General features: G+C 66.1%; 22 protein-coding genes. 19 read left to right on the forward strand and 3 right to left on the reverse strand.

The window, feature by feature from the left end; translation table 11 throughout:
- Positions 1-91: 91 nt before the first annotated feature.
- The gene (locus ABD866_RS13505) at positions 92-3,142 is read right to left on the reverse strand and encodes an Rne/Rng family ribonuclease (protein ID WP_345066083.1); all 3,051 of its coding nucleotides are present in this window, start codon (positions 3,140-3,142) and stop codon (positions 92-94) included.
- A 574-nt stretch (positions 3,143-3,716) separates the two neighbouring features.
- Here ABD866_RS13505 and ABD866_RS13510 point away from each other — a divergent pair.
- The 5 genes from ABD866_RS13510 to ABD866_RS13530 all read left to right on the forward strand — a co-directional run bounded on the left by ABD866_RS13510 (position 3,717) and on the right by ABD866_RS13530 (position 8,800).
- The gene (locus ABD866_RS13510; protein ID WP_345066086.1) at positions 3,717-4,775 is read left to right on the forward strand and encodes an RluA family pseudouridine synthase; all 1,059 of its coding nucleotides are present in this window, start codon (positions 3,717-3,719) and stop codon (positions 4,773-4,775) included.
- Between the two features lie 44 nt (positions 4,776-4,819).
- Complete coding sequence (locus ABD866_RS13515; protein WP_345066089.1) at positions 4,820-6,556, forward strand: YncE family protein; 1,737 nt, start codon at positions 4,820-4,822, stop codon at positions 6,554-6,556.
- A 64-nt stretch (positions 6,557-6,620) separates the two neighbouring features.
- Entirely contained in the window at positions 6,621-7,289 is a 669-nt protein-coding gene (locus ABD866_RS13520; RefSeq protein ID WP_345066092.1) for an HAD family hydrolase, read from the forward strand.
- A 32-nt stretch (positions 7,290-7,321) separates the two neighbouring features.
- The gene (locus tag ABD866_RS13525; RefSeq protein WP_345066095.1) at positions 7,322-7,705 is read left to right on the forward strand and encodes a Rieske (2Fe-2S) protein; all 384 of its coding nucleotides are present in this window, start codon (positions 7,322-7,324) and stop codon (positions 7,703-7,705) included.
- A gap of 42 nt (positions 7,706-7,747) precedes the next feature.
- Positions 7,748-8,800: a S49 family peptidase gene (locus ABD866_RS13530; protein WP_345066098.1), complete on the forward strand. Its 1,053-nt coding sequence runs from the start codon at positions 7,748-7,750 to the stop codon at positions 8,798-8,800.
- 107 nt (positions 8,801-8,907) lie between these two features.
- Here ABD866_RS13530 and ABD866_RS13535 read toward each other — a convergent pair whose 3' ends face one another.
- A complete protein-coding gene (locus ABD866_RS13535; protein ID WP_345066101.1) occupies positions 8,908-9,690 on the reverse strand; it encodes an SAM-dependent methyltransferase in 783 nt (260 codons plus the stop codon).
- A complete protein-coding gene (locus ABD866_RS13540) occupies positions 9,687-10,286 on the reverse strand; it encodes a Maf family nucleotide pyrophosphatase (RefSeq protein ID WP_345066104.1) in 600 nt (199 codons plus the stop codon). Before ABD866_RS13540 ends, ABD866_RS13535 begins: the two co-directional genes overlap by 4 nt.
- 25 nt (positions 10,287-10,311) lie before the next feature.
- On the opposite strand from ABD866_RS13540, the gene ABD866_RS13545 reads away from it, so the two are divergent.
- From ABD866_RS13545 to lepB, 14 genes are all read left to right on the forward strand, one after another.
- Positions 10,312-10,863, forward strand: coding sequence for a YceD family protein (locus ABD866_RS13545; RefSeq protein ID WP_345066107.1), 552 nt, complete (start codon positions 10,312-10,314; stop codon positions 10,861-10,863).
- A 203-nt stretch (positions 10,864-11,066) separates the two neighbouring features.
- Positions 11,067-11,249, forward strand: a complete 183-nt coding sequence (rpmF, locus tag ABD866_RS13550) for a 50S ribosomal protein L32 (RefSeq protein WP_345066110.1) — start codon at positions 11,067-11,069, stop codon at positions 11,247-11,249.
- A 96-nt stretch (positions 11,250-11,345) separates the two neighbouring features.
- Entirely contained in the window at positions 11,346-12,401 is a 1,056-nt protein-coding gene (gene plsX, locus ABD866_RS13555) for a phosphate acyltransferase PlsX (RefSeq protein WP_345066113.1), read from the forward strand.
- Entirely contained in the window at positions 12,398-13,375 is a 978-nt protein-coding gene (locus ABD866_RS13560) for a beta-ketoacyl-ACP synthase III (RefSeq protein ID WP_345066116.1), read from the forward strand. The genes plsX and ABD866_RS13560 overlap by 4 nt, the downstream gene beginning before the upstream one ends.
- 67 nt (positions 13,376-13,442) lie before the next feature.
- The gene (gene fabD / locus ABD866_RS13565; protein WP_345066119.1) at positions 13,443-14,387 is read left to right on the forward strand and encodes an ACP S-malonyltransferase; all 945 of its coding nucleotides are present in this window, start codon (positions 13,443-13,445) and stop codon (positions 14,385-14,387) included.
- Positions 14,384-15,136, forward strand: coding sequence for a 3-oxoacyl-ACP reductase FabG (fabG, locus tag ABD866_RS13570; RefSeq protein ID WP_345066122.1), 753 nt, complete (start codon positions 14,384-14,386; stop codon positions 15,134-15,136). Before fabD ends, fabG begins: the two co-directional genes overlap by 4 nt.
- Before the next feature lie 103 nt (positions 15,137-15,239).
- Entirely contained in the window at positions 15,240-15,479 is a 240-nt protein-coding gene (acpP, locus tag ABD866_RS13575; RefSeq protein ID WP_200789322.1) for an acyl carrier protein, read from the forward strand.
- 41 nt (positions 15,480-15,520) lie between these two features.
- On the forward strand, positions 15,521-16,765 hold the full coding sequence (gene fabF / locus ABD866_RS13580) for a beta-ketoacyl-ACP synthase II (protein WP_345066130.1): 1,245 nt from the start codon (positions 15,521-15,523) through the stop codon (positions 16,763-16,765).
- Positions 16,766-17,356: 591 nt separating this feature from the next.
- Positions 17,357-17,983, forward strand: coding sequence for an RNA polymerase sigma factor RpoE (rpoE, locus tag ABD866_RS13585; protein ID WP_345066133.1), 627 nt, complete (start codon positions 17,357-17,359; stop codon positions 17,981-17,983).
- 44 nt (positions 17,984-18,027) lie between these two features.
- A complete protein-coding gene (locus ABD866_RS13590; RefSeq protein ID WP_345066136.1) occupies positions 18,028-18,639 on the forward strand; it encodes a sigma-E factor negative regulatory protein in 612 nt (203 codons plus the stop codon).
- Positions 18,539-19,705, forward strand: coding sequence for a MucB/RseB C-terminal domain-containing protein (locus tag ABD866_RS13595; protein ID WP_345066139.1), 1,167 nt, complete (start codon positions 18,539-18,541; stop codon positions 19,703-19,705). The genes ABD866_RS13590 and ABD866_RS13595 overlap by 101 nt, the downstream gene beginning before the upstream one ends.
- Positions 19,706-19,810: 105 nt before the next feature.
- The gene (locus ABD866_RS13600; protein ID WP_345066142.1) at positions 19,811-21,268 is read left to right on the forward strand and encodes a DegQ family serine endoprotease; all 1,458 of its coding nucleotides are present in this window, start codon (positions 19,811-19,813) and stop codon (positions 21,266-21,268) included.
- Between the two features lie 380 nt (positions 21,269-21,648).
- Positions 21,649-23,457: a translation elongation factor 4 gene (gene lepA / locus ABD866_RS13605; protein WP_345066145.1), complete on the forward strand. Its 1,809-nt coding sequence runs from the start codon at positions 21,649-21,651 to the stop codon at positions 23,455-23,457.
- Complete coding sequence (gene lepB / locus ABD866_RS13610; RefSeq protein WP_345066148.1) at positions 23,457-24,431, forward strand: signal peptidase I; 975 nt, start codon at positions 23,457-23,459, stop codon at positions 24,429-24,431. Before lepA ends, lepB begins: the two co-directional genes overlap by 1 nt.
- Positions 24,432-24,459 lie beyond the last annotated feature (28 nt).

The raw sequence follows: 24,459 nt of genomic DNA on the forward strand, positions 1-24,459 counted from the left end.
CAAAAAAGCTCGATGGTGCCCCCAACGCGGCACGCTCGCAGGCGCCGCGGGGTCAACCCGCCGGGGCGCGGGGGCACCCCGGGGGCATGGCTCAGGCGCTGTGCCCGGCCTGTTCGAACGGCAGGCGGAAGTTCGCCAGATCGCGGCGGGTTTCGACCAGCACCAGCGGGCCTTCGTCGATCACCACCACCGGGGGCCGTTCACGCGGCACGTGCACGGGCTTGGGCTCGGCCGCAATCGCAGCCTGCACCGCCGCCACCTTGTCGGCGTCCGAGTTCACCCACTGCAGGCCCGAGGCCTCGGCCAGCTGCTGCAGGGCACTGACGGGCAGCTGGTACGGCTGCACCTTCGGCATGCCGGCCACAGCCGGTGCGGGCGCTGCCGGTGCCTGCGGTGCGGGAGCCGGTACCGGTGCTGCCGCCGGAGCTGCGCTGGGCACTGCGGCCTCAGGCGCCGGGGCTTCGGCCGGAGCGCTGGCGGCCGGAGCCGGTGCGGGGCTATCGGCCTGCGGCGCAGCCGCCGTGTTGCTGAAGTAGCTGCGGCGTTGCGGCGTGCCTTCGGCATCGGCTTCTGCTGCAGGGGCCTGGGCAGGCGTCTCTTGGCCGGCTTCTGCCGAAGCGGCTTGCGCATCGCCCTCGCGGCCGGCGCGGTCACGGCGGTCGCGGCCATAGCGGTCGCGTGAGCGGCGCTCACGGCGCTCACCGTTGGGTGCAGCGTCGGCCGGGGCGGCTTCGTTGCCCGTCAGATCGAGGTCGGGCAGGTGGGACAGCGGCGCCGTATCGGCAAAGCCGGTGGCCGGCGGCAGCTCGGGCATGGACGCAGCGCTGTCGCTGCGCGGGCCACGTTCGCCACGGCCTTCGCCGCGCTCACGCCGGCCTTCACCACGCTCGCGGCGCGGGCCGCGCTCGCCACGCGGTGCACCGGCTTCGGTGCCCTCCGGCGTGGCGGTGCCGGGGGCTGCTGCTGCTGCTGCCGGGTCGGTGCCGGGCTGGCGTGCCTCGGCATCGCGGCGACTGCGGCCGTTGCGGCCTTCGCCCTCGCGGCGCGGACCCTGACCGTTGCCGTTCGTGGGGGCGCTGGTGCCCTCGGCCGTGCGGCCTTCATTGCGGCCCTGGCCTTCGCTGCGGGCGTCGTTGTTGCGACCTTCGTTGCCGCGGCCTTCGCCGTTGCGGCCTTCGCCGCGGCGACCACGGCCTTCACCGTTCGGGGCACCGTCGCGGCGCTCGCCGTTGCGGCCTTCGCCACGTCGGCCACGGCCGTCGCGGCGGCCATCACCCCTGCCACTGCTGGCGGATTCATCGGCCGCCACAGCCGGCACCGCAGGTGCTGGCGCTGCCACGGGCGCGGGCGCTGTGCTGCCCAGGCCGAACAGGCGCTTGAGCCATGCGAAGAACCCGCGCTCGGGCGGTGCCACCGGGGCCGGGGCGGGCGCCACCACCGGAGCGGGGGCGGGCACGGCCGCGGCCGGCGTGCGCTGGCCTTGCGGCTGGCGCGGTGCACGGGCCGCCGGTTCGGGACGCGGCTCGGCCACCGGGGCGGGTGCGTCGGGCAGCACGCCCTTGATCACGGGGGTCTGCTTGTTGGTGGGCTCTTGCGAGCGGCGCGTCACGGCCACCGGGTCTTCGAATTCTTCGGCCAGCTTGTAGCTGGCGTCCAGATGGTCCAGTCGCGGGTCGTCGTGCTTGAGGCGCTCGAGCTTGTAGTTGGGCGTCTCCAGCGTCTTGTTGGGCACCATCAGCACCGCCACGCGCTGCTTGAGCTCGATCTTGGCGATCTCGGTGCGCTTTTCGTTGAGCAGGAACGAGGCCACTTCCACCGGCACCTGGCAGTGCACGGCGGCCGTGTTGTCCTTCATGGACTCTTCCTGGATGATGCGCAGGATCTGCAGCGCAGAGCTTTCGGTGTCGCGGATGTGGCCCGTGCCGTCGCAGCGCGGGCAGCGGATGTGCGCACCTTCCGACAGCGCAGGCTTGAGGCGCTGGCGGCTCATTTCCATGAGACCGAACTTGCTGATCGTGCCGAACTGCACGCGCGCGCGGTCGTGGCGCAGTGCGTCGCGCAGGCGGTTCTCGACCTCGCGGCGGTTCTTGCTCTCCTCCATGTCGATGAAGTCGATCACGATCAGGCCACCCAGGTCGCGCAGGCGCATCTGACGGGCGACCTCATCGGCCGCTTCGAGGTTGGTACGCGTGGCGGTTTCCTCGATGTCGCCGCCCTTGATGGCGCGGGCCGAGTTCACGTCCACCGACACCAGGGCTTCGGTGTGGTCGATCACGATGGCGCCGCCGCTGGGCAGCTGCACGGTGCGGGCGTAGGCAGACTCGATCTGGTGCTCGATCTGGAAGCGCGAGAACAGCGGGGCGTCGTCGCGGTAGCGCTTGACCTTACCGGCATGCTCGGGCATGACGTGCTGCATGAACTGCTGCGCCTGCTCGTAGATGTCGTCGGTGTCGATCAGGATGTCACCGATGTCGCCGTTGAAGTAGTCGCGGATCGCGCGGATCACCAGGCTCGACTCCTGGTAGATCAGGAACGCACCCTTGCCGGCCTTGCCCGCGCCGTCAATGGCGTTCCAGAGCTTGAGCAGGTAGTTCAGGTCCCACTGCAGTTCGGGCGCGGTGCGGCCAATGCCGGCGGTGCGCGCGATGATGGACATGCCCTTCGGGTATTCGAGCTGGTCCATCGCCTCCTTCAGCTCGGCACGGTCTTCGCCCTCGATGCGGCGCGAAACACCGCCGCCGCGCGGGTTGTTGGGCATCAGCACCACGTAGCGGCCGGCCAGGCTGATGAAGGTGGTCAGCGCTGCGCCCTTGTTGCCGCGCTCCTCTTTCTCGACCTGGACCAGCAGTTCCTGGCCTTCGCGGATCACGTCCTGGATCTTGGCCTGGCTGGGCGACACGCCTTCAGCAAAGTACTGGCGGGAGATCTCCTTGAAGGGCAGGAAGCCGTGGCGATCTTCGCCGTAGTCGACAAAGCAGGCCTCCAGGCTGGGCTCCACGCGCGTGACCACCGCCTTGTAGATGTTGCCCTTGCGCTGCTCGCGCCCCTCGATCTCGATCTCGTAGTCGAGGAGCTTTTGTCCGTCGACGATGGCCAGGCGGCGTTCTTCTGCCTGCGTGGCGTTGATCAGCATCCGCTTCATGATGCGCTTCCTTTTCGTTTCATGCGCACAGCCGTGCCTCCCGCAGGAGGTCTCGGAGCGCGCTCAGCTACCCATAAACAGGCTCGCAAGGAGCCGTGAATGCCGGGGCTGACGGACTGAAACGAAAGGAATTGCCGAAAACGCCCACCGGCGGCTGAGCCCTAGCTCAGACCGGGTGGACAGGGCGCGTGGATGGGGGCGAGTGGGGGTGCGCGCAAGCGGGCCGCCAGAGGGGCGGCGGGATGCTCAGGCCAACGGGGTGCTGCGGGCGCGCTTGCTCTGCCGGATGGGGGCACGAGCCGCCACCACAGGTTCAGCAGGAAAGCCAACAGCAACCACATGCTCGCTTAGATCCGCCAGCAGGCCCCGCTCGGGTGGAGCAGGTCTGCAGGCATGGGAGATTCCGTCTCGGTGTTTCAGACTGTCAGTCCGACGCCGCGGACCGCTGCCACCCCAGGCTCTGGCCTGAGGTCTGCAGCCGCGCCGCAGCGCTGGCATCGACCGGCCTACGCCGCAGGCAGGGTTGCGTGGACTAAACTCCAGACAAATCAACCACTTACACAGCGTCGCGCAGGTGAAACACATTATAGGGGCCAAACCGCCCGCCGCACGTCCGGCAGCCGAGTCTGCGCCGGCCGTGCGCCAGATCGCGGTGGACGCCGATTCAAGCGGGCAGCGGCTCGACAACTTTCTGCTGCGCCACCTCAAGGGTGTGCCCAAGACGCACGTCTATCGGATCATCCGCAGCGGCGAGGTCCGTATCAACAAGGGCCGTGCGCAGGCCGATTCGCGCGTGGCAGAAGGCGATCTGGTGCGTGTGCCGCCGGTGCGCGTCTCCGAGCGCATGCAAGAGAAGGCGGCCAACCCTGCGCCCGGGCGGGAATTTCCGGTGTTGCTCGAAGACGAGCATCTGATTGCCCTGGACAAGCCCGCAGGCGTTGCTGTGCACGGTGGCAGCGGCGTGAGCTTTGGCGTGATCGAGCAATTGCGCCAGGCCCGGCCGCAGGCGAAGTTTCTGGAACTCGTGCACCGCCTCGACCGCGAAACCTCGGGCATTCTGCTGGTGGCCAAGAAGCGCTCGGCGCTCAATCATCTGCAAGACCAGTTCCGCGAACGCGAAACCGGCAAAACCTACCTGGCGCTGGTACAGGGCGCCTGGCCCGCACGCCTGAAAGTCATCGACCAGCCGCTGCACAAATACCTGTTGCCCGATGGAGAGCGCCGCGTGCGCGTGACCACGCCGGACGATCCGGACGGCATGCGTTCCATCACCTTGGTGCGAGTGCGCAGCCATTGGGCAGCGCAGCCCGAGCGTGGCCTGCCAACCATGTCGCTGTTGGAGGTGACGATCAAAACCGGTCGTACCCACCAGATCCGGGTGCACCTTGCGTCGCAGGGCCATCCGATCGCCGGGGATGACAAGTACGGCGACTTCGACTGGAACAAACGGTTGCAAAAGCAAGGCTTGCGGCGCATGTTTTTGCATGCATGGCGATTACAGTTCGCGCACCCCGCAACGGCCGAGCGGCTGGAATTGCGGGCTGAGCTGCCGCCTGAGCTCGCGGACTTCGTACCTGCCACTGCGTCGGCAGGTGGTGCGGCGGCTCTCAAGCACCCCAACACATCAGAATAAAGCGCCCCGGTACGCAAATCTGTGGGCCGCAGGGAGGAAACTGCATGACCCGCAGGGAGTGGCGGCTGGCGCTGCCCATCTTGGCGCTGCTGGCGCTGTGCGCATTCGGCTATCTGCGCGGCATGCGGATGGAGATGTCGGTGGATGGTCACATGGCCTTGCGCACTGCACGGGCGGCTGGCCAGCCGGAGCGCCTGGCCCTGGTGGCTGACGGCGCGCTGCATGTGCTGGACGCCCAGGGGCAGCGGCTGTCGCGCCAGCCCTTCAGCATGCTGGGCCTCGCAGAGAGTCCCAGCGACATCGACTGGGCGCTCGATCCGCAAACACAGCGGTGGCAGCTCTGGCTGTATGAAGACAGGGGCCCCAGCGTGTTGCGCTGCTGGTGGGACGAGGCGCTGCACCGACTGCTCGATTGCAGTACCGCCATCTCGGGCAGCCATTTGAAGATCACTCCGCGGTCGCGGGCAGTGCATATCGCGGTGGACCCGGCCGGGCCCCGGCTGTTCGTGGCCGACGCGCAGGGTCACGCTGTGCAGGTGTTCGACGCGCAAGGGCGCCTGTTGGGTCGGTCAGACCCGACCAGCGCCGCGCTGTGGTATCCCAACCGTTTGCGCTATCTGGGCAACCAGCAGTTGCTGGTGGCTGACAACGACCATCGGCGGCTGGTGTGGTTGCAGGTGCCATCCCAGGGGGCTGTGGTCATGCAGCGCAGCCTGTACAGCCGCAGCCATCCGCAGGCGCGGACCGACCGTGGCAAGGTGGCCGACGCGGCGGAGGCCCCCGATGGAACGCTGTGGATGCTGGCCGTCGCGCAAGGGCAGCGCCGTGGCGATATCCTGATCTTTGACCGTGCCCAGCGACCCGTAGCCCGGGCGGCCTTGCCAACAGGTGCCGATCCGCTGTTGCTCGATACCCTGGGGGGCGTGGCCGTGGTGGGCGATTTTGCTGGGCTGGACCTGTACCGCGTGGACGGTCAGGGCCAATGGCTGGGCCGGTTTGGCGATACCGCCCTGCACGCCGAACTGCAGCTTCTACGCGACCAGCGCCGTTACGGTGCCTGGTGGAAGCGGGCCAGCCTTGCTTTGGGCGGGCTGGTCATGCTGGCAGGCTTCGGACTGGCACTGCGCTACGGCCAGCCGCTGTCGTCGTCTCCGGCTGCGGTGGCAGGGCGGAGGCTGCAGGAGGCCTGGTGGGCCGATATCGACGCGCAGGCCGCCGACCACGGCGAGCTGCACTATCCGGTGGTGCTGGCGGTGCGTCCGTCGTTCTGGCGGCTCATGGTGGGCAGCGCTGTTGCAGGTGCCGTGTTGCTGCCAGCGGCAACGGGCCTGTGGCTGTGGGGTGGTCCCGGTGGTATCTCGCCTGAGCGGCTGAGCCCCGGGCTGATGCCGCTGCTGTGCCTGTGGCTGGGTATCCTGGGCATATTGCAGTACCTTTGGCGGCTTCGGCAACGCAGCCTGCGCATTACCGAGCGGCGCGTGGGCTGGTTTGACGGTCAACGCCTGCTCGCCCAGGCGCCCCTGGACGAAGTGCGGGCCAGTCCGCAGGGCATGCTGGTGGGGGCCTACCGGATTCCACTGGGGCCCGGAACGTCCAACCCGCGCTGGACTCCGTGGAACACGCCTCTGCTGGCGGCAGCGCTGTTGGCGCGCCTGCCGGCCCAGGCGCGGGTGAGCGACCTGCAGCTCACGCGGCTGTGGTGGCAGCGCCAGCCCGTGGCCGCGCGCGCGGTGCTGGTGCTGCTGCCTGCGCTGCTGCTGGCGGGGCTTTGGTGGACCTGAACAGCATGCGCTCCCTAAAGGCCCAGGCCGGCAGGCTGTCATCGTGGCCCGGGATAATCCGGCCATGACCGAATTCCGCCCCCGCCGCTTCGACCTGATCGCCTTCGACTGGGACGGCACCTTGTTCGATTCCACCGCCATCATCGTGCGCTGCATCCAGGAGGCGGTACGCGACGTGGGCGGTACCGTGCCCAGCGACGAAGCCGCCTCGTACGTGATCGGCATGGGGCTGATGCAGGCCCTGGCCCATGCGGCCCCCGATGTGCCCACCGACCGCTACCCCGAGTTGGGCAACCGCTACCGTTACCACTACCTGCGCCACCAGGACGACCTGAGCCTGTTCGACGGCGTGCTGCCCTTGCTGGAGGCGCTGGGCGAGCGTGGCCACTGGCTGGCCGTGGCCACCGGCAAAAGCCGCCGCGGGCTGGACGAAGCCCTGCATTCGGTCGCGCTGCGCGGCGTGTTCCATGCGTCGCGCACGGCCGACGAAACCGCAGGCAAGCCGCATCCGCTGATGCTGCAGGAACTGATGGCCGAGTTCGACGTGCCCCGCGAGCGCGTGCTGATGATCGGCGACACCACGCACGACCTGCAGATGGCGGTGAACGCGGGCTGCGCCAGCGTGGGCGTGAGCTATGGCGCGCACGAGCCCGACGCTTTTCATGCCCTGGGGCCGCTGCACATTGCCCATTCGGTGCACGATCTGCAGCAGTGGCTGCTCGCCCATGCCTGACCCGCAGCCATCTTGCAAGCCGGAGACCCTCCATGACCGCTCCTGAATCTGATGCCGTGCCCATCCCGCTGTGCCAGAGCGCCGATCTGGCTGAGCGCGGAGAGGCCGTGCCCTTCGACGTGGTGTACGCGGGCCAGACCTGTCGCGCCTTCGCCATCCGCTACGAAGGCCAGCCCCATGCCTACCTCAACCGCTGCACCCACGTGGCCATGGAGATGGACTACCAGCCCAACCGTTTTTTCGACGACACCGGCCAATGGCTGTTGTGTGCCACGCACGGCGCGGCCTACCTGCCTGAAACCGGCCAGTGCGGGGCTGGCCCCTGCCGCGGCGGGCTGGTGAAGATTCCCTTGTCCGAAGAAGACGGCGTGGTGCGCTGGCATACTGCCCACAACCTCCAACCCGTCGTGTTCTAGCCTCCTGCGGCCCGCGCCGGGCCTGCCGACCGAAAGATCCTGATGAGCGATTCCGACCAACGCCCTCCGGGCTTTGACCCCCAACGCAACCCGGCCCCCGACCTGTGGGCCGCGGGTGCCCCGGCATCCGCGCCCGCGCCCGCCGCCGCACCGGCTGCAGCGTCCGAGCCCGGCTGGGAGCGCGCGGCCCTGGAAGGCCTGGCCCGCTCGGTGCTGGCCGAGCAGCGCTCCGCTCGCCGCTGGCGCATCTTCTTCCGCCTGGCCTGGCTGCTGCTGGCCGTGGCGGTGGCTTGGGGCTTGTTCTACCAGTCGGCGACCACCCCGAGCAAGAGCGCACCCCATACGGCGGTGGTGGACATCAAGGGCGAGATTGCGGCAGGCGCCGAGGCCAGCGCCGAGCTGGTCGTGGCGGCCATGCGCAGTGCTTTCGAGGACGAGGGCTCGCTGGCGGTGGTGCTGCTGATCAATTCGCCCGGCGGCAGCCCGGTGCAGGCCGGCATCATCAACGACGAGATCACGCGCCTGAAGGCCAAGTACAACAAGCCGGTGTACGCCGTGGTGGAGGAAACCTGCGCCTCTGCGGCTTACTACATTGCCGCGGCGGCCGACGACATCTATGTGGACAAGGCCAGCATCGTGGGCAGCATCGGCGTGCTGATGGACGGCTTTGGCTTCACCGGCACCATGGAAAAGCTGGGCATTGAGCGACGTCTGCTCACCGCGGGGGAGAACAAGGGCTTTCTCGACCCGTTCAGCCCGCAGACGGAAAAGCAGCGCGAATACGCGCAGGCCATGCTGGATCAGATCCACCAGCAGTTCATCGCCGTGGTCAAGGCCGGCCGGGGTGACCGCCTCAAGCCCACGCCCGAGACCTTCAGCGGACTGTTCTGGACGGGCCAGCAGGCGGTGGAGCTGGGCCTGGCCGACAAGCTCGGCAACCTCGACTACGTGGCGCGTGAGGTGGTCAAGGCCGAGGACATCATCGACTACACCCGCCGCGACAACGTGGCCGAACGCCTGGTCAAGCGGTTTGGCGCATCGATCGGGGCCGGCATGGCCAAGGCCTTGTCGTCGAGCGCGCCGCAACTGCGCTGACCGCCGCGGGAAGCCGGCCGACACCGTCTGCCAGGTTTCGGGTCAAATGGGCTTCTCGTGCTTGGAAATCAAGCACGAGAAGCTATTATTTTGATAGCAACGCCAGATCAGCTGCCGAGCGCGAACACCGCCGGGGTGCGGTTATCTACCGGGCATTCGGCGCTGCGCCACTGTTGCACGGTCTGGCTGTCCAGGCGCATTTGGGGCAATGTCAGGCCCGAGGCCACGGCGAGCCGCGTGGTCGGTTGCAGTCCTTGCAGCAGGCCCGCCCACAGCGCCGCGTTGCGGTAGGGCGTCTCGATGAACAGCTGCGTCTGGCCGCTGCGCAGCGCGTGGGCCTCCAGCTGGCGCAGGCGTTCTGCGCGTTCGCGCGCATCCTGCGGCAGGTAGCCCACAAACGCGAACTGTTGCCCGTTGAGCCCGCTGCCCGCCAGCGCCAGCAAGAGCGACACAGGCCCCACCAGCGGCACCACGCGCAGCCCCAGTGCGTGCGCCGCGCGCACCACCGACGCGCCGGGGTCGGCCACGGCGGGCATGCCCGCTTCGCTGACCAGGCCCATATCGTGCCCGGCCAGGGCCGGGGCCAGCAGCGGGCGGGCGTCCCATGCGGCCGCGCCGCGCGCGCCATGGTCGCCCTGCTTGTGCACCTGGCGCGGCAGCTCCTGCAACTGCTGCTGCTGCAAGGGCAGGGCCAGCGGGTGCAGGGCGTCGACGCGCTTGAGGTAGGCGCGGCAGCTCTTGGCGTTCTCGCAGATCCAGTGCGTCAGGCGCGCAGCCTGCACCAGCGTGGCCTCGGGCAGCGTGTCGCGCAGGGGCTGAGGGGGCTCACAGCCAAAGTCGAGCGGCGCGGGCACCAGGTACAGCGTGCCGCGGGTGACGGGGGCGTTCATGGCAGCGTGAGCCCGGCTTCGCGCAGCAGGCGGCAGGTGCGGATCAGCGGCAGCCCCACCAGCGCCGTGGGGTCGTCGCTCACGATCGCATCGAGCAGCGCAATGCCCAGGCCCTCGCTCTTGGCGCTGCCCGCGCAGTCGTACGGGGTTTCGGCGCGCAGGTAGCGCTCGATGGCGCCGTCGTCCAATGCGCGGAACTTCACTTCCACGGCGGCCAGGTCCACGGCTTCAAAGCCAGTGGCCTGACAGACCACGGCCAGCGCGGTCTGGAACACCACCGTGCGCCCGCGCATGCGCTGCAACTGCGCCACGGCGCGCTCGTGCGTGCCGGGCTTGCCCAGGGGCTCGCCGTCCAGGTCGGCCACCTGGTCGGAGCCGATCACCACCGCCTCAGGGTGCTGCGCGGCGACGGCCCGGGCCTTCGCCAGTGCCAGCCGCAGCGCGAGGTCGCGCGGGGCCTCGCCGGGCTGCGGGGTTTCGTCCACATCGGGGGCCGCCACGGTGAAGGGCACCCGCAGCCGTTCGAGCAGTTCGCGGCGGTAGCGGGAGGTGGAGCCCAATACCAGCGGGCGGGGAAGGGGGGAGGAAAAAGCCATGCGCCGATTCTCTTACACTGCCCCCATGACCAAGGAATTCGTTGCGGACCGGCTGGACGTCAAGGCGTTTGCCCAGGCGTCTGGCACGCTGGAGGGCCACGACACGCTGCTGCGCTACGAACGTCTGGCGCAGGAAGCCCGTGGTCTGCACCCCGACTTGCATGTGGACTGGATCGCCCGGGCAGAGCTGCGCAGCCCCGTGGGCGGCAGCCCATCGATCTGGCTCTGGCTGGACGTGCAGGCCACCTTGCCCATGGAATGCCAGCGCTGCCTGACGCCGGTGGACGTGCCGCTGCAGGTGCAGCGCTGGTTCCGCTTTGTAGCCGACGAGGCCACGGCCGAGGCGCAGGACGACGACAGCGAGGAAGATTTGCTCGTTATCAGCCGAGAGTTCAACCTGCGCGAACTGATCGAAGACGAGTTGCTGATGGCGCTGCCCGTGGTGCCGCGGCACGACGAGTGCCCGCAGGAATTGCCGCTGGCGTCGTCGGACGAGGACTTCGAGGCTGCCAGCCAGGAAAAACCCAATCCGTTCGCGGCCCTGGCCAGCCTCAAGCTGGGCAGCGGCAAGCCCTGACCCGGTGCTGGAGGCCGCCCGCTGCGGCCACCCGGGCCTCGCCATCCTTGATGGCACCCTGCAAGGCCACCTGGCCAGTTCGCAGACCGCAAAAGGGTGCCTGAAGGACTTGGGATATAATCGAGGGCTTCGCGCGAAACCCCCTCGTGTCTTATTGGGCTGATCGCGTACTTTTACCAACCCTTTCAAGACCAGGAGCCATCATGGCCGTTCAGCAGAACAAAAAGTCTCCTTCCAAGCGCGGCATGCACCGCTCGCACAACGCCCTGACGGTGCCCGGCATCGCTGTGGAACCCACCACCGGTGAAGTGCACCTGCGCCACCACGTCAGCCCCAACGGTTTCTACCGCGGCCGTCAGGTGCTGAAGAACAAGTCCGAAGCCTGATTGGCGCTTCGCCCACGAGGCCCGTTGCTACCCCCGTAGCACGGGCCTTTGTTTTGCCCGTTGCCAACGCAAGCCGCCCAGGCCTGCGCGTCATCCATGATCATTTTGGCCGTTGACTGCATGGGGGGCGACCATGGTCCCCGCGTCACGCTCCCCGCGTGCCGCCAGTTTCTCGACAACCATCCCGACGCCCGCATCCTGCTGGTGGGGCTGCCCCAGGCCCTGGAGGGCTTCACCCATGAGCGCGCCACCGTGGTGGCCGCGTCTGAAGTGGTGGCCATGGACGATCCGGTGGAGGTCGCCCTGCGCAAGAAGAAGGATTCGTCCATGCGCGTGGCCATCCAGCAGGTCAAGGACGGTCAGGCTGCAGCGGCGGTGTCGGCCGGCAACACCGGCGCGTTGATGGCGATTGCGCGCTACCTGCTCAAGACGCTGGACGGCATTGACCGGCCGGCCATTGCCACGCAGATGCCCAACGCTGCGGGCGGGGCGACCACGGTGCTTGACCTGGGGGCCAACGTGGACTGCAGCGCCGAACACCTGCTGCAGTTCGCTGTCATGGGCTCGGCCCTGGTGAGCGCGCTGCGCGAGCAGGGCGACCCGACGGTGGGCCTGCTCAACATCGGCGAAGAAGTCATCAAGGGCAATGAAGTCATCAAGAAAGCTGGCGAACTGCTGCGATCGGCTGCCAACTCCGGTGATCTGAACTTTTATGGCAATGTCGAAGGCAACGACATCTTCAAGGGCACGGTGGACATCGTCGTGTGCGATGGCTTTGTGGGCAATGTCGCACTCAAGGCCAGCGAAGGCGTGGCCTCGATGATCGTTGGCGCGCTCAAGCAGGAGTTCGGGCGCGGCATCTTCACCAAAATGGCGGCCATCGTCGCGTATCCGGTGCTCAAAGCCCTGATGAAGAAGATGGACTACCGCCGCTACAACGGCGCAGCGCTGCTGGGCCTGCGCGGGCTGGTGTTCAAGAGCCACGGCTCGGCCGACGTGCTGGCGTTCGAGCAGGCGTTGAACCGCGCGTATGATGCAGCCCGCAACAACCTCTTGGACCGTGTCCGGACCCGGATTGCGCATGCAGCGCCCCTGCTGGCGCCTGCGGATGCCCAGCCCACGCCCGGTGCTGCGGCCCCCGCCATCGAATGACACGCTATTCCCGCATCACCGGCACCGGCAGCTACCTGCCTCCGCGCCGGCTGACCAACGATGACTTGGTGGCAGAACTGGCCACCCGGGGCATCGAGACTTCCAACGACTGGATCGTCGAGCGCACCGGCATTCGCGCGCGCCACTTCGCCGCGCCCGATGTGACAGCGAGCGACCTCGGTGCCGAGGCCGCACGCCGTGCGATCGAGGCCGCCGGTTGCACCGCCCGGGACATTGACCTCATCATCGTCGCCACCTCTACTCCGGACATGGTGTTCCCGTCGGCTGCCTGCATCCTGCAGGACAAGATCGGCGCGCATGGCTGCCCGGCGTTTGACGTGCAGGCCGTTTGCAGCGGCTTTGTGTATGCGCTGACCGTGGCCGACGCGATGATCCGCTCGGGTAGCGCCCGCCGTGCGCTGGTCGTCGGGGCTGAGGTCTTCAGCCGCATTCTGGATTTCAACGACCGCACCACCTGCGTGCTGTTTGGCGATGGCGCTGGCGCGGTGGTACTGGAGGCGTCTGACGAGCCCGGCCTGCTCGCGTCCGATCTGCATGCCGATGGCCGCCATGTGGGCATCTTGTGCGTGCCGGGCCATGTCTCGGGTGGCCAGGTGCTGGGTGATCCGCTGCTCAAGATGGACGGCCAGGCCGTTTTCAAGCTGGCCGTGGGCGTGCTGGAGAAGGCGGCCCATGCGACGCTGGCCAAGGCCGGCCTGACCGAGGCCGACATCGATTGGCTGATTCCCCACCAGGCCAACATCCGCATCATGCAGGGCACGGCCAAGAAGCTGAAGCTGCCGCTCGACAAGCTGGTTGTGACGGTGGACCAGCACGGCAACACCTCAGCGGCGTCGATTCCCCTGGCGCTCGACCACGCCGTGCGCGCTGGCCAGATCCAGCGCGGCCAGCACCTCATGCTCGAAGGTGTGGGCGGTGGCTTCACCTGGGGTGCAGTGCTATTGAAATGGTAGCTGCTCGTGCTTGAATAATGGCGCTCTGCGCCGTTTTTCATTCCGATTTCAGTTCAACGAACCTTCCATGAAAACTTTTGCATTCGTCTTTCCGGGCCAGGGCTCGCAGTCGGTGGGCATGCTCGATGCCTGGGCCGATCACCCGGCCGTGGCCGAAACCCTGCGCGAAGCGTCCGACGCCCTGGGCGAGGACGTCGCCCGCCTGATCCAAGAAGGCCCCAAAGAAGCCCTGGCGCTGACCACCAACACCCAGCCCGTGATGCTGGTGGCTGGTGTGGCCGCTTGGCGCGCATGGCGGGCCGAGGGTGGTGCGCTGCCCGCGGCCGTGGCAGGGCACTCTTTGGGCGAGTATTCAGCGCTGGTGGCGGCCGGTGTGCTCACGCTGGCCCAGGCGGCGCCGCTGGTGCGCCTGCGCGCTGCGGCCATGCAGGAAGCCGTGCCCGTGGGCACGGGTGCGATGGCCGCCATCCTCGGGCTGGAGGCTTCCAAAGTCATCGCTGGCTGCGCCGAGGCGGCGGCTGTATTGGGCGCTGGCGAGGTGGTGGAGGCCGTGAATTTCAACGATCCGGTGCAGACCGTGATTGCGGGTACCAAGGCCGGGGTGGACAAGGCCTGTGAGGTGCTCAAGGCCGCGGGGGCCAAGCGCGCGCTGCCGCTGCCGGTGTCGGCGCCCTTCCATTCGAGCCTGATGAAGCCCGCTGCCGACAAGCTGCGCGAAGCCCTGGCGGGCCTGAGCCTGCAGGCGCCGCAGATTCCGGTCGTGAACAACGTGGACGTGGCGGTGCGTGAGAGCGCCGATGACATCCGCGATGCGCTCGTGCGCCAGGCGTTCGGCGCTGTGCGCTGGGTCGAGTGCGTGCACGCGCTCAAGGCGCGTGGCGTGACCCACGTTATCGAATGTGGTCCCGGCAAGGTGCTGGCGGGCCTGACCAAGCGCATCGACCCCGAACTGGTGGGCGCAGCCGTGCACGACCGCGCGACTTTGGCCGAAACCCTGGAGCTTCTGGCATGACGACGACTTCCTCCGCCCCTTCGACCCCCCAGGTGGCCCTGGTCACCGGCGCATCCCGTGGTATCGGCGCCGCCATCGCCCGCGAACTGGCGGCCCGCGGCTACCAGGTGGTCGGCACCGCCACCACCGACGACGGTGCGGCCCGCATCAGCGAGGCGCTGGCCGCCTACCCGGGCAGCCGTGGCGTCATGCTCAACGTGACCGATGCGCCCGCTGTGGAGGCCCTGATCGACCAACTCGTGAAGCAGGGCGGATTGCATGTGCTGGTGAACAACGCCGGCATCACCCGCGATACGCTGGCCATGCGCATGAAGGACGAGGACTGGGATGCAGTGCTCGACACCAATCTCAAGGCGGTGTTTCGCGTGAGCCGCGCGGCCATCCGTCCGATGATGAAGCAGCGCTTTGGCCGCATCATCAGCATCACCAGCGTGGTGGGCGCCTCGGGCAATCCGGGGCAGGCGAACTACGCGGCAGCCAAGGCTGGCGTGGCCGGCATGACACGCGCCCTGGCCCGCGAGCTGGGCAGCCGTGGCATCACGGTGAACTGCGTGGCACCGGGTTTTATCGCCACTGACATGACGGCCTCGTTGCCAGAAGAGCAGCAAAAAGCGCTCAATGCGCAGATTCCGCTGGGCCATATGGGCACGCCCGACGACATCGCGCACGCGGTGGCCTACCTCGCATCGCCTGGTGCCGGCTACGTGACGGGCCAGGAGTTGCACGTCAATGGCGGCATGTACATGTAATTAGCGAAAGTTAACGCCGGTTCATCCGGGCGGCGGGCCGTTTAGAGTTGATTCCTTAACCGGCTAGAATCGCGGATCCATTCACAACCCCCAGAGGGAAACCATGAGCGATATCGAAGCACGCGTCAAAAAGATCATTGCCGAGCAACTCGGTGTGGAAGAGTCCCAAGTGACCAACGAGAAGGCTTTCGTGGCCGATCTGGGCGCTGACTCGCTCGACACCGTGGAGCTGGTGATGGCCTTGGAAGACGAGTTCGGCATCGAGATCCCGGACGAAGACGCCGAGAAGATCACGACCGTGCAAAACGCGATCGACTACGCACTCGCCCATCAAAAGGCCTGAAGGCGCCAGTCGCCTTCTGCGATCCACAGAGGTTTTTCCGCATGAGCCGTCGTCGCGTCGTCGTGACCGGCCTGGGTTGTATCAGTCCCGTGGGCAACACGGTGGCGGATGCCTGGGCCAGCCTGCTTGCCGGACGCTCCGGCATCGATCGCATCACCAAGTTTGATGCGTCGAACTTCTCCTGCAAGATTGCGGGCGAGGTCAAGGGCTTTGATCTGGAGTCCTACATCAGCGCCAAGGAAGCGCGCTCGATGGACACCTTCATCCACTACGGCATTGCCGCGGCCAGCCAGGCCGTCCAGGACGCGGGCCTTCCGACCGGGGAGGCACTGGGCGAAGACCTGGCCACGCGCATCGGTTGCGTGATCGGCTCCGGCATCGGCGGCCTGCCCCTGATCGAGGACACGCACGCCGAGCTTGTGCAGCGTGGGCCTCGTCGGATCACCCCATTTTTTGTACCCGCTTCCATCATCAACATGGTGGCGGGGCATGTTTCCATGCGGTTTGGCTTCAAGGGGCCGAACCTGTCGGTGGTGACGGCCTGTACCACCGGGCTGCATTGCATTGGTGAGGCCGGCCGCCTGATCGAGTACGGCGATGCCGATGTGGTGGTCGCCGGCGGCGCGGAGTCCACGGTGTCGCCCTTGGGCATCGGCGGCTTTGCAGCCATGCGCGCCTTGTCCACCCGCAACGACGATCCCCAGGCCGCCTCGCGTCCCTGGGACAAAGAGCGCGATGGCTTCGTGCTGGGCGAAGGCGCGGGAGTGCTGGTGCTGGAAGAGTACGAGCATGCCAAGGCCCGCGGTGCCAAGATCTATGCCGAACTGGCGGGCTATGGCATGAGTGCTGACGCCGGCCACATGACGGCCCCCAACATGGACGGACCTCGCCGCGCCATGCTCAACGCCCTTCGCAACGCCGGCATCAATGCCGACCAGGTGGACTACCTGAATGCGCACGGCACCTCAACCCCGCTGGGCGACGTGAACGAAACCAACGCTATCAAGGCGGCGCTGGGTGAGCACGCACGCAACATTGTGGTGAGCTCCACCAAGTCCATGACCGGGCATCTGCTGGGTGGTGCCGGTGGCGTGGAAAGCGTGTTCACCGTGCTCGCCCTGCACCACCAGGTGATCCCGCCGACCATCAACCTCACTAATCCAGACCCTGAGTGCGATCTGGACTACTGTGCGAACACCGCGCGTGAGCAAGCCCTGCAGATCGCGGTGAAGAACAATTTCGGTTTTGGTGGCACCAACGGTACGCTGGTGTTCAAGCGCGCCTGAGCAAGGCGCTGCCATGCCGCTGTGGCCGGCGTGCGCGCGTGCGCGGGCGCCGTCGCAGGTGCCATGATTCCCCCTGTGTTGTACGCACCGCCAGCGGTGCGCTTTCCTGTGGGGCGGGGGAGTCTCTTCCTCGCCTTTCTGTGCGTGCCTGCTGCGCTCTCTGCGCTGCTATCGGCTGCCTGGTGCTGGTGGGGCGCACGCCAGTGGCCCTGGACGGCAGCCGGCCTGGCGCTGGCTGCGTGGCTGTGCGCCGCTGCCACAGCGGCCAGGGCCTGGCACCGCCACCCGAGGGGTTGGCTTGGCTGGGATGGGGCGGAGTGGCGCTTCTATCCGGCCGTGGGTGCAAGCGAAGCAGCAGTCGATGGATGGCCGCTGCAGCGGCCCCCGGAATGCGTCTGGGATGGCCAGTCGTTCATGTGGGCTGCGCTCTGGATGGGGAGTGGTTTTCGCGTTTGGTGTTTGCTGGACTGTCGTGCGGATCCGCAGCGCTGGATGGACCTTCGCCGTGCGTTATATTTCCGCCCCAAGCTGGGCATGCCTGCAGATGCCACGGCGGTGGCCCGCGGGCCTGGGGCCTTGCCCCCCTGATTCATGACCGAACCTTCGCCCCCCACCCCTGCCGATACCGACCACCAACTGGTCGAGCGGACCGTCGCTGGCGACCAGCGGGCGTATGAGTTGCTGGTCATCAAGTACCAGCGGCGCATCGAGCGCCTGATTGCCCGCATGGTGCGCGATGCGGATCTGGTGCAAGACATCGCCCAGGAGACCTTCATTCGGGCCTACCGGGCCTTGCACCAGTTCCGGGGGGAGGCGCAGTTCTACACCTGGCTCTACCGGATTGCTGTCAATACGGCCAAGAAGGCGCTGCTGGAGATGAAGCGCAATCCCGTGGTGTCAGAGAACGCGCTCCGCTCGGCCGACGACGAAGATGAAACTTCCCGTCTTGGACACGAACTAACCAGCGACGAGACACCGGAGACGGTGTTGGCGGCCCAGGAAATCGCCCAGGCCGTGAACGCTGCCATGGAGGCGTTGCCCGAGGATCTGCGCCAGGCCGTGACGCTGCGCGAGATCGAAGGTTTGAGCTATGAGGAGATCGCCACCGCCATGGGATGTCCCATCGGCACCGTGCGGTCGCGGATTTTTCGGGCCCGGGAAGCAATTTCGGCCCGGGTGCGCCCCCTGCTGGAGAACCAGTCGGGCAAGCGCTGGTAAGTGTGCTCTGCCTTCGCAGAGCCCTCGTGGATGTGGTGACGAAGATGGACGATCTAAGCAAGCGCGAACAACTGTCAGCCTGGATGGACGGCGAACTGCCCCCTGCCGAGCATGGCCAGGCGTGGGAAGCCCTGCGCGATCCGGAAGCCGTCCGAACCTGGGAGATGTACCACCTGATCGGGGACGTGATGCGCTCTGATGACTTGGCACGGCGACCGGATGTGAGCTTTGTGCTGGGCCTGCGCGAGCGTCTGCAGAAGGAAGCTATTCCGCCTTCGGCCTTGCCAGTGGCTGAGACTGCAGCCATGACCCCGACGACAGAGGCTGCCAATGCCTCGGTGTTTCGCTGGAAGTTCATCGCGGGTCTGGCGTCTGTGACGGCGGTGGCCGTGGTCGGATGGGCCGCATGGGGTCTTCAGGGAGCATCGTCCGGTGCCGGTCCGGCCATGGCCTCAGCGACCCCGGCAGCAGCCCCGACCGCCGCTCCGCCAGCGACGGTGGCCGTGGCGGAAGGCCCTGACGGTCAGCAGGTCATGCTGCGCGATCCGCGCCTGGATGAACTCCTGGCTGCTCACAAGCAGTTCGGCAACACCAATACGCTGCAGATGCCCGCCGGTTTCCTGCGCAACGCAACGTTCGATTCGTCTGGTCGCTGATCTGGAGACGACAGAAATGCAATGTGTGCGCCGTTTTCGCACACTGGCTTGGGTGGGGGCGCTGTGGGGCCTGCTGATGCCCGTCGGCGCTTCAGCGCAGTCCCCGCAGTTCGGACCGGCTTCATCCCCCCAAGGGATCGAGCGAACCCTCCCCAAGCTCGATGCTGCCCAGTGGGTAGAACGTATGCGCGCAGACCCATGCGCCCGGACCTATACCGGTGCGCTGGTGGTGTCTGCGGCGTCCGGGGCCATGACCAGTTCGCGCATGTGGCATGCATGCATCGATGGCCTGCCGGTGGTGCGTGTCGAGCCGCAGACTGGTGTGCCACGGGTGGTGTTTCGCCATGGCGACGAGGTTCGTACGTTCAATTTGCAAGCGCGCACCGTGCGCGTAGAGCCGAGAGAGCCTGCGCGCGGATTTCCGGCGGTACCCCTGTTGTCTGGGGCGGCGGTGTCTCAGCATTACGGCGTCAAACTGCTGGGAAGCGAGCGCGTGGCCGGTGCCATCGCAGATGGGGTAGCGTTCGTGCCGCAGGATGCGTGGCGTTTTGGGTACCGCTTCTGGATTGAGCGCGATAGCGGCCTCGTTCTCAAGCTACAGACGGTGGGGCCGGATGGGCGGATGCTAGAGCAAACAGCCTTCTCGCAACTGGATCTGAAATCGCCAGTGCGTGCGGAAGAGTTGCTGCAATCTGTCCAGAGCTTTCAAGGCTTTCAGATCGAGATGCCCAGCATCCGCCGCACAGCGGCCGAGGCAGAAGGCTGGGTGTTGCGCCAGATCCCTCCGGGATTTGTGTCTCTGGGGTGCTTCCTGCGCCAAGCTTCCCCAAAGGGCGATACGGCACCCGTACTGCAGTGCGTGTATTCGGACGGCCTGGCTTCGGTGTCGGTGTTTCTGGAAGACCTGTCGCCGCAGCGGCCTGCAGACAAGGCGCAGACTGCGTCCATCGGGGCCACCCACTTGTGGGCGCAGCGGGTCAAGGGCGATGCCTGGACGACCGTGGTGGGGGAGGTGCCGCTTGCCACGCTGCGCGCTTTTGCCCATCACATCGAGCGACTGCGCTGACGAGTCGTGCCATCGTGCACGGCGGGAACCAAACCTGCCGAGTTCTCTTCTCAGACACATCGTGTTGCAAGGCGGGCTGGTACCGCCATTTATGAAAGGTAAGCGATGCCCTGGTACAAATGGAATGCGTTGCCTGCCGCGTTGCTGGCGGGCGTGCTGGCAGGTACGGCAGCTCTGGCGCCCGTGACGGCTGTACAAGCTCAAACCCCGATGGTGCGCGGCCTGCCTGATTTCACCGAACTGGTTGAGCAAGTCGGGCCCTCGGTGGTCAACATCCGCACCATCGAACGAGGCGCGACTGGCCGTCAGGGGGCGGGCGCGGTGGACGAAGAGATGCTGGAGTTTTTCCGGCGTTTCGGTGTGCCGATTCCGAATGTGCCGCGTCAGCAAAGGCCTCAGCGCCCGGATGACGAGCAGCCGCGTGGTGTCGGATCTGGTTTCATCCTCACGGCCGATGGTTATGTCATGACCAATGCCCACGTCGTTGAGGGGGCGGACGAGGTCATCGTGACGCTGGCCGACAAGCGTGAGTTCAAGGCCAAGATCGTCGGCGCGGACAAGCGCACCGATGTGGCCGTGGTGAAGATTGAAGCAACCGGCTTGCCTGCCGTGCGGGTCGGTGACGTCAGCCGGCTGAAGGTGGGTGAGTGGGTGATGGCGATCGGTTCGCCGTTCGGCCTTGAAAACACCGTGACGGCGGGCATCGTCAGCGCCAAGCAGCGTGATACGGGGGACTACCTGCCGTTCATTCAAACGGACGTGGCCATCAACCCGGGCAACTCTGGTGGCCCGCTGATCAACATGCGCGGCGAGGTTATTGGTATCAACAGCCAGATCTATTCGCGTTCTGGCGGGTTCATGGGCATTTCGTTTGCCATTCCCATGGACGAAGCCACGCGGGTCAGCGATCAGCTGCGTGTCAACGGCCGCGTCACGCGGGGCCGGATCGGTGTGCAGATCGGTCCTGTCACCAAAGACGTGGCGGAGTCCATCGGGTTGGGCAAGCCCCAGGGAGCGCTCGTCACGGGCGTCGAATCGGGCTCGCCTGCAGACAAGGCCGGCGTCGAGGCGGGGGATATCATCACGCGCTTCGACGGCAAGCCGATTGACAAAGTAGCGGACCTCCCGCGTGCCGTCGGGAACACCAAGCCGGGCAACCGCAGCACGATCACCGTGTTTCGTCGGGGAGCCAGCAAAGACCTGAGCCTGACGGTGGCCGAAGTCGAACCCGACAAGCCGGTGGCCAAAGCGGCTGAGCGGGATGAGAAGCCCAAGGCCTCTGCCGCCGCGCAGCAACTGGGGCTGGCCGTTACGGAGTTGACCGAGGCTCAGCGCAAGGAACTCAAGATCCGCGGCGGTGTGGTGGTCTCGGCGGCGACCGAGGCTGCGGCACGGGCGGGCTTGCGTGAGGGCGATGTCATTCTCGGGATTGCCAACACTGAGATCGCCAACGTGAAGGAATTTGAGGCAGTGCTGGCCAAGGTGGATCGGAGCAAGCCCATCAACGTCTTGTTCCGCCGCGGGGACTGGGCGCAGTACGCCCTGATCCGGCCGTCGCGTTAAAGGGCTGCCTGCAGACCGGGCTTCAATCGATTCGATAGAATGATGCCCGGTCTTCCGACTAGCGGCTATTAGCGAGGCTTGATGCTTCGCATGGCGAAATGCAGTACGACGATTCACAGGTCTTGCACAGCGGGTCCACAAAGTCGTCCACAATTTGCTCTGTGTAGTGTGGATAAGTTGTGGATGATGCGGCAGGGCGATGCCTCGCGTTCCTTTCGCCAGCAGTTTCCAGAGCCTTGGGCGATCGGGCTTTTTGCCTACAATGAAGTCCCAACCATCGCAGTTGCCTCTGATTGTTGGTTCAGGGCGCGTCGCCACTCGACGCGCCCTTTTTTCTTGTGGAACGGCGCAGTTTTCTCTTTGTTTGAAGCGGTTTGCGGATGAAGCACATCAGAAACTTTTCCATCATTGCGCACATCGACCACGGCAAGTCGACGCTCGCCGATCGGCTGATCCAGCGTTGCGGGGGCCTGGCCGAGCGTGAGATGGAAGCCCAGGTTCTTGACTCGATGGACATTGAGAAAGAGCGTGGGATCACCATCAAGGCGCAGACAGCCGCGCTGCAATACAAGGCGCGGGATGGTCAGGTGTACAACCTCAACCTCATTGACACCCCGGGCCACGTCGACTTCTCTTATGAAGTGAGCCGATCCCTGTCGGCCTGCGAGGGTGCGCTTTTGGTGGTGGATGCGAGTCAGGGTGTGGAAGCTCAGACGGTCGCCAACTGCTACACCGCGCTGGACCTGGGTGTGGAAGTGCTCCCCGTACTCAACAAGATGGATCTGCCGCAGGCGGACCCTGACCGCGCCAAGGAAGAAGTGGAAGACGTCATCGGCATCGATGCGTCGGAAGCTGTGCCTTGCTCCGCCAAGACGGGCATGGGGATTGAGGAAATTCTCGAGCTGATTGTGGCCAAGGTACCCGCCCCGCGGGGCAACGCGCAAGCGCCGCTGCGCGCGATGATCATCGACAGCTGGTTCGACAGCTATGTGGGCGTGGTCATGTTGGTGCGCGTGGTGGATGGCAGCCTGCACAAAGGCGAACGCATCAAGCTCATGGCCACGGGGGCTGCGTACGAGGCGGGCAGTCTTGGCGTTTTCACGCCGGCGAACCAGCCGCGCGACGTGCTGCATGCGGGCGAGGTGGGCTACGTCATTGCCGGTATCAAGGAGCTCAAGGCCGCGAAGGTAGGCGACACCATCACCTTGGAGAAAAAACTCCCCAACAACCTGGGGCCTGCGTCCGAAGCGCTGCCGGGTTTCAAGGAGGTGCAACCGCAGGTGTTTGCCGGTTTGTATCCCACCGAGGCGAACCAATACGACGCATTGCGTGACAGTCTGGAGAAACTCCAGCTCAACGATGCGGCGCTGCGTTTTGAACCCGAGGTTTCGCAGGCGCTGGGCTTTGGTTTCCGCTGCGGCTTCCTGGGCTTGTTGCACATGGAGATCGTGCAAGAGCGCCTCGAGCGCGAGTTCGACCAGGACCTGATTACCACGGCTCCCAGCGTGGTGTACCAAGTGGTGCGCGGCGACGGCGAAGTCATCATGGTGGAGAACCCCTCCAAGATGCCGGAGCAAGGGCGGATCCAAGAGATTCGCGAGCCCATTGTGACGGTGCACCTGTACATGCCGCAGGACTACGTTGGCCCCGTGATGACGCTGTGCAACCAGAAGCGCGGGGTACAGCTCAACATGGCGTACCACGGTCGGCAGGTGATGCTGACCTATGAGCTCCCGCTGGGCGAGATCGTGCTCGACTTCTTTGACAAGCTCAAATCGGTGAGCCGCGGTTACGCCTCGATGGACTACGAGTTCAAGGAGTACCGTCCATCGGATGTTGTGAAAGTCGACATGCTGCTCAACGGCGAGAAGGTCGATGCGCTGTCGATCATCGTGCATCGTACGCAGGCCCAGTACCGCGGCCGCGCGGTGGCCTCCAAGATGCGCGAGATCATCTCGCGGCAAATGTTTGACGTGGCCATCCAGGCTGCGATTGGCGGCAATGTGATCGCGCGCGAGACCATCAAGGCGCTGCGAAAGAACGTGCTTGCCAAGTGCTACGGCGGTGACATCACCCGTAAGCGCAAACTGCTTGAAAAGCAGAAGGCGGGCAAGAAACGCATGAAGCAGATCGGGTCGGTCGAGGTACCGCAAGAGGCGTTCTTGGCCATCCTGCAGGTGGAGGATTGATGCAAGCAATGCAATGGTTGACGGCTGCCCTGCTGGCGGCTTTCGCGGGCTATCTGGGTGCCTGGTATCTCGGGATGCTGGAAGGCAACTTCGCGCTGCTGCTGTTCCTCGCAACCGTGGTCACTGGGGTTTACTGGCTGGCCGAGCGCTTGTACTTTTTGCCGCAGCGGCGCCGCGCCGCGCAGGCCTTGGTGGATGCGGCGGCCCAGCGCCGCGCAGAGCTGGACCGGATGGGCATCCAGAAAGTGGATGTGGATGTGGAGGATGGCCGTGCGCGTCTTCTTGCGCAGCCGTGGTGGCTTGACTGGACGGCGGGGTTGTTTCCGGTCATCGCCGCTGTGTTTGTGCTACGGTCGTTCCTGTTCGAGCCGTTCAAGATCCCGTCGGGCTCGATGATTCCCACCTTGCTGGTCGGTGACTTGATCCTGGTGAACAAGTTCACCTATGGGGTGCGTCTGCCGGTGATTCACACCCGCATCACGGAAGGCACGGCCCCAGAGCGTGGAGACGTGATGGTGTTCCGCTATCCGCCGCAGCCCAATATGGACTACATCAAGCGCGTGATTGGCGTGCCAGGCGATGAGGTGGCTTACCTGAACAAACGGCTCACCGTCAATGGCAAGCCGGTCGAAACCCAGGCACTGCCCGACTTCCTGGACGAGGGGACCATGCGTTACTTCAAGCAGTATGAAGAGCGTTTGGGTGACCGTACGCACCGCATCATCGTGAACCCCGAAGCACCGGCGTTTGTGCAAGGCGTGGCAGAGCACCCCCACCGCAATCTGTGCCGCTACAGCGTCGAGGGTGTGGTGTGCAGGGTGCCGGAAGGCCACTATTTCATGATGGGCGATAACCGGGATAATTCGCTGGACTCGCGCTACTGGGGCTTCGTGCCCGAGAAGAACATCGTGGGCAAGGCGTTTTTCGTGTGGATGAATTTCGGGGACCTGCGCCGCATCGGCCCGTTCAATTGATGGGCACCAGCGTCGCTTCCGGGGACGA

Origin of the sequence: Acidovorax lacteus (assembly GCF_039540375.1) — a bacterium.
GTDB classification, from domain to species: domain Bacteria; phylum Pseudomonadota; class Gammaproteobacteria; order Burkholderiales; family Burkholderiaceae_C; genus Acidovorax_G; species Acidovorax_G lacteus.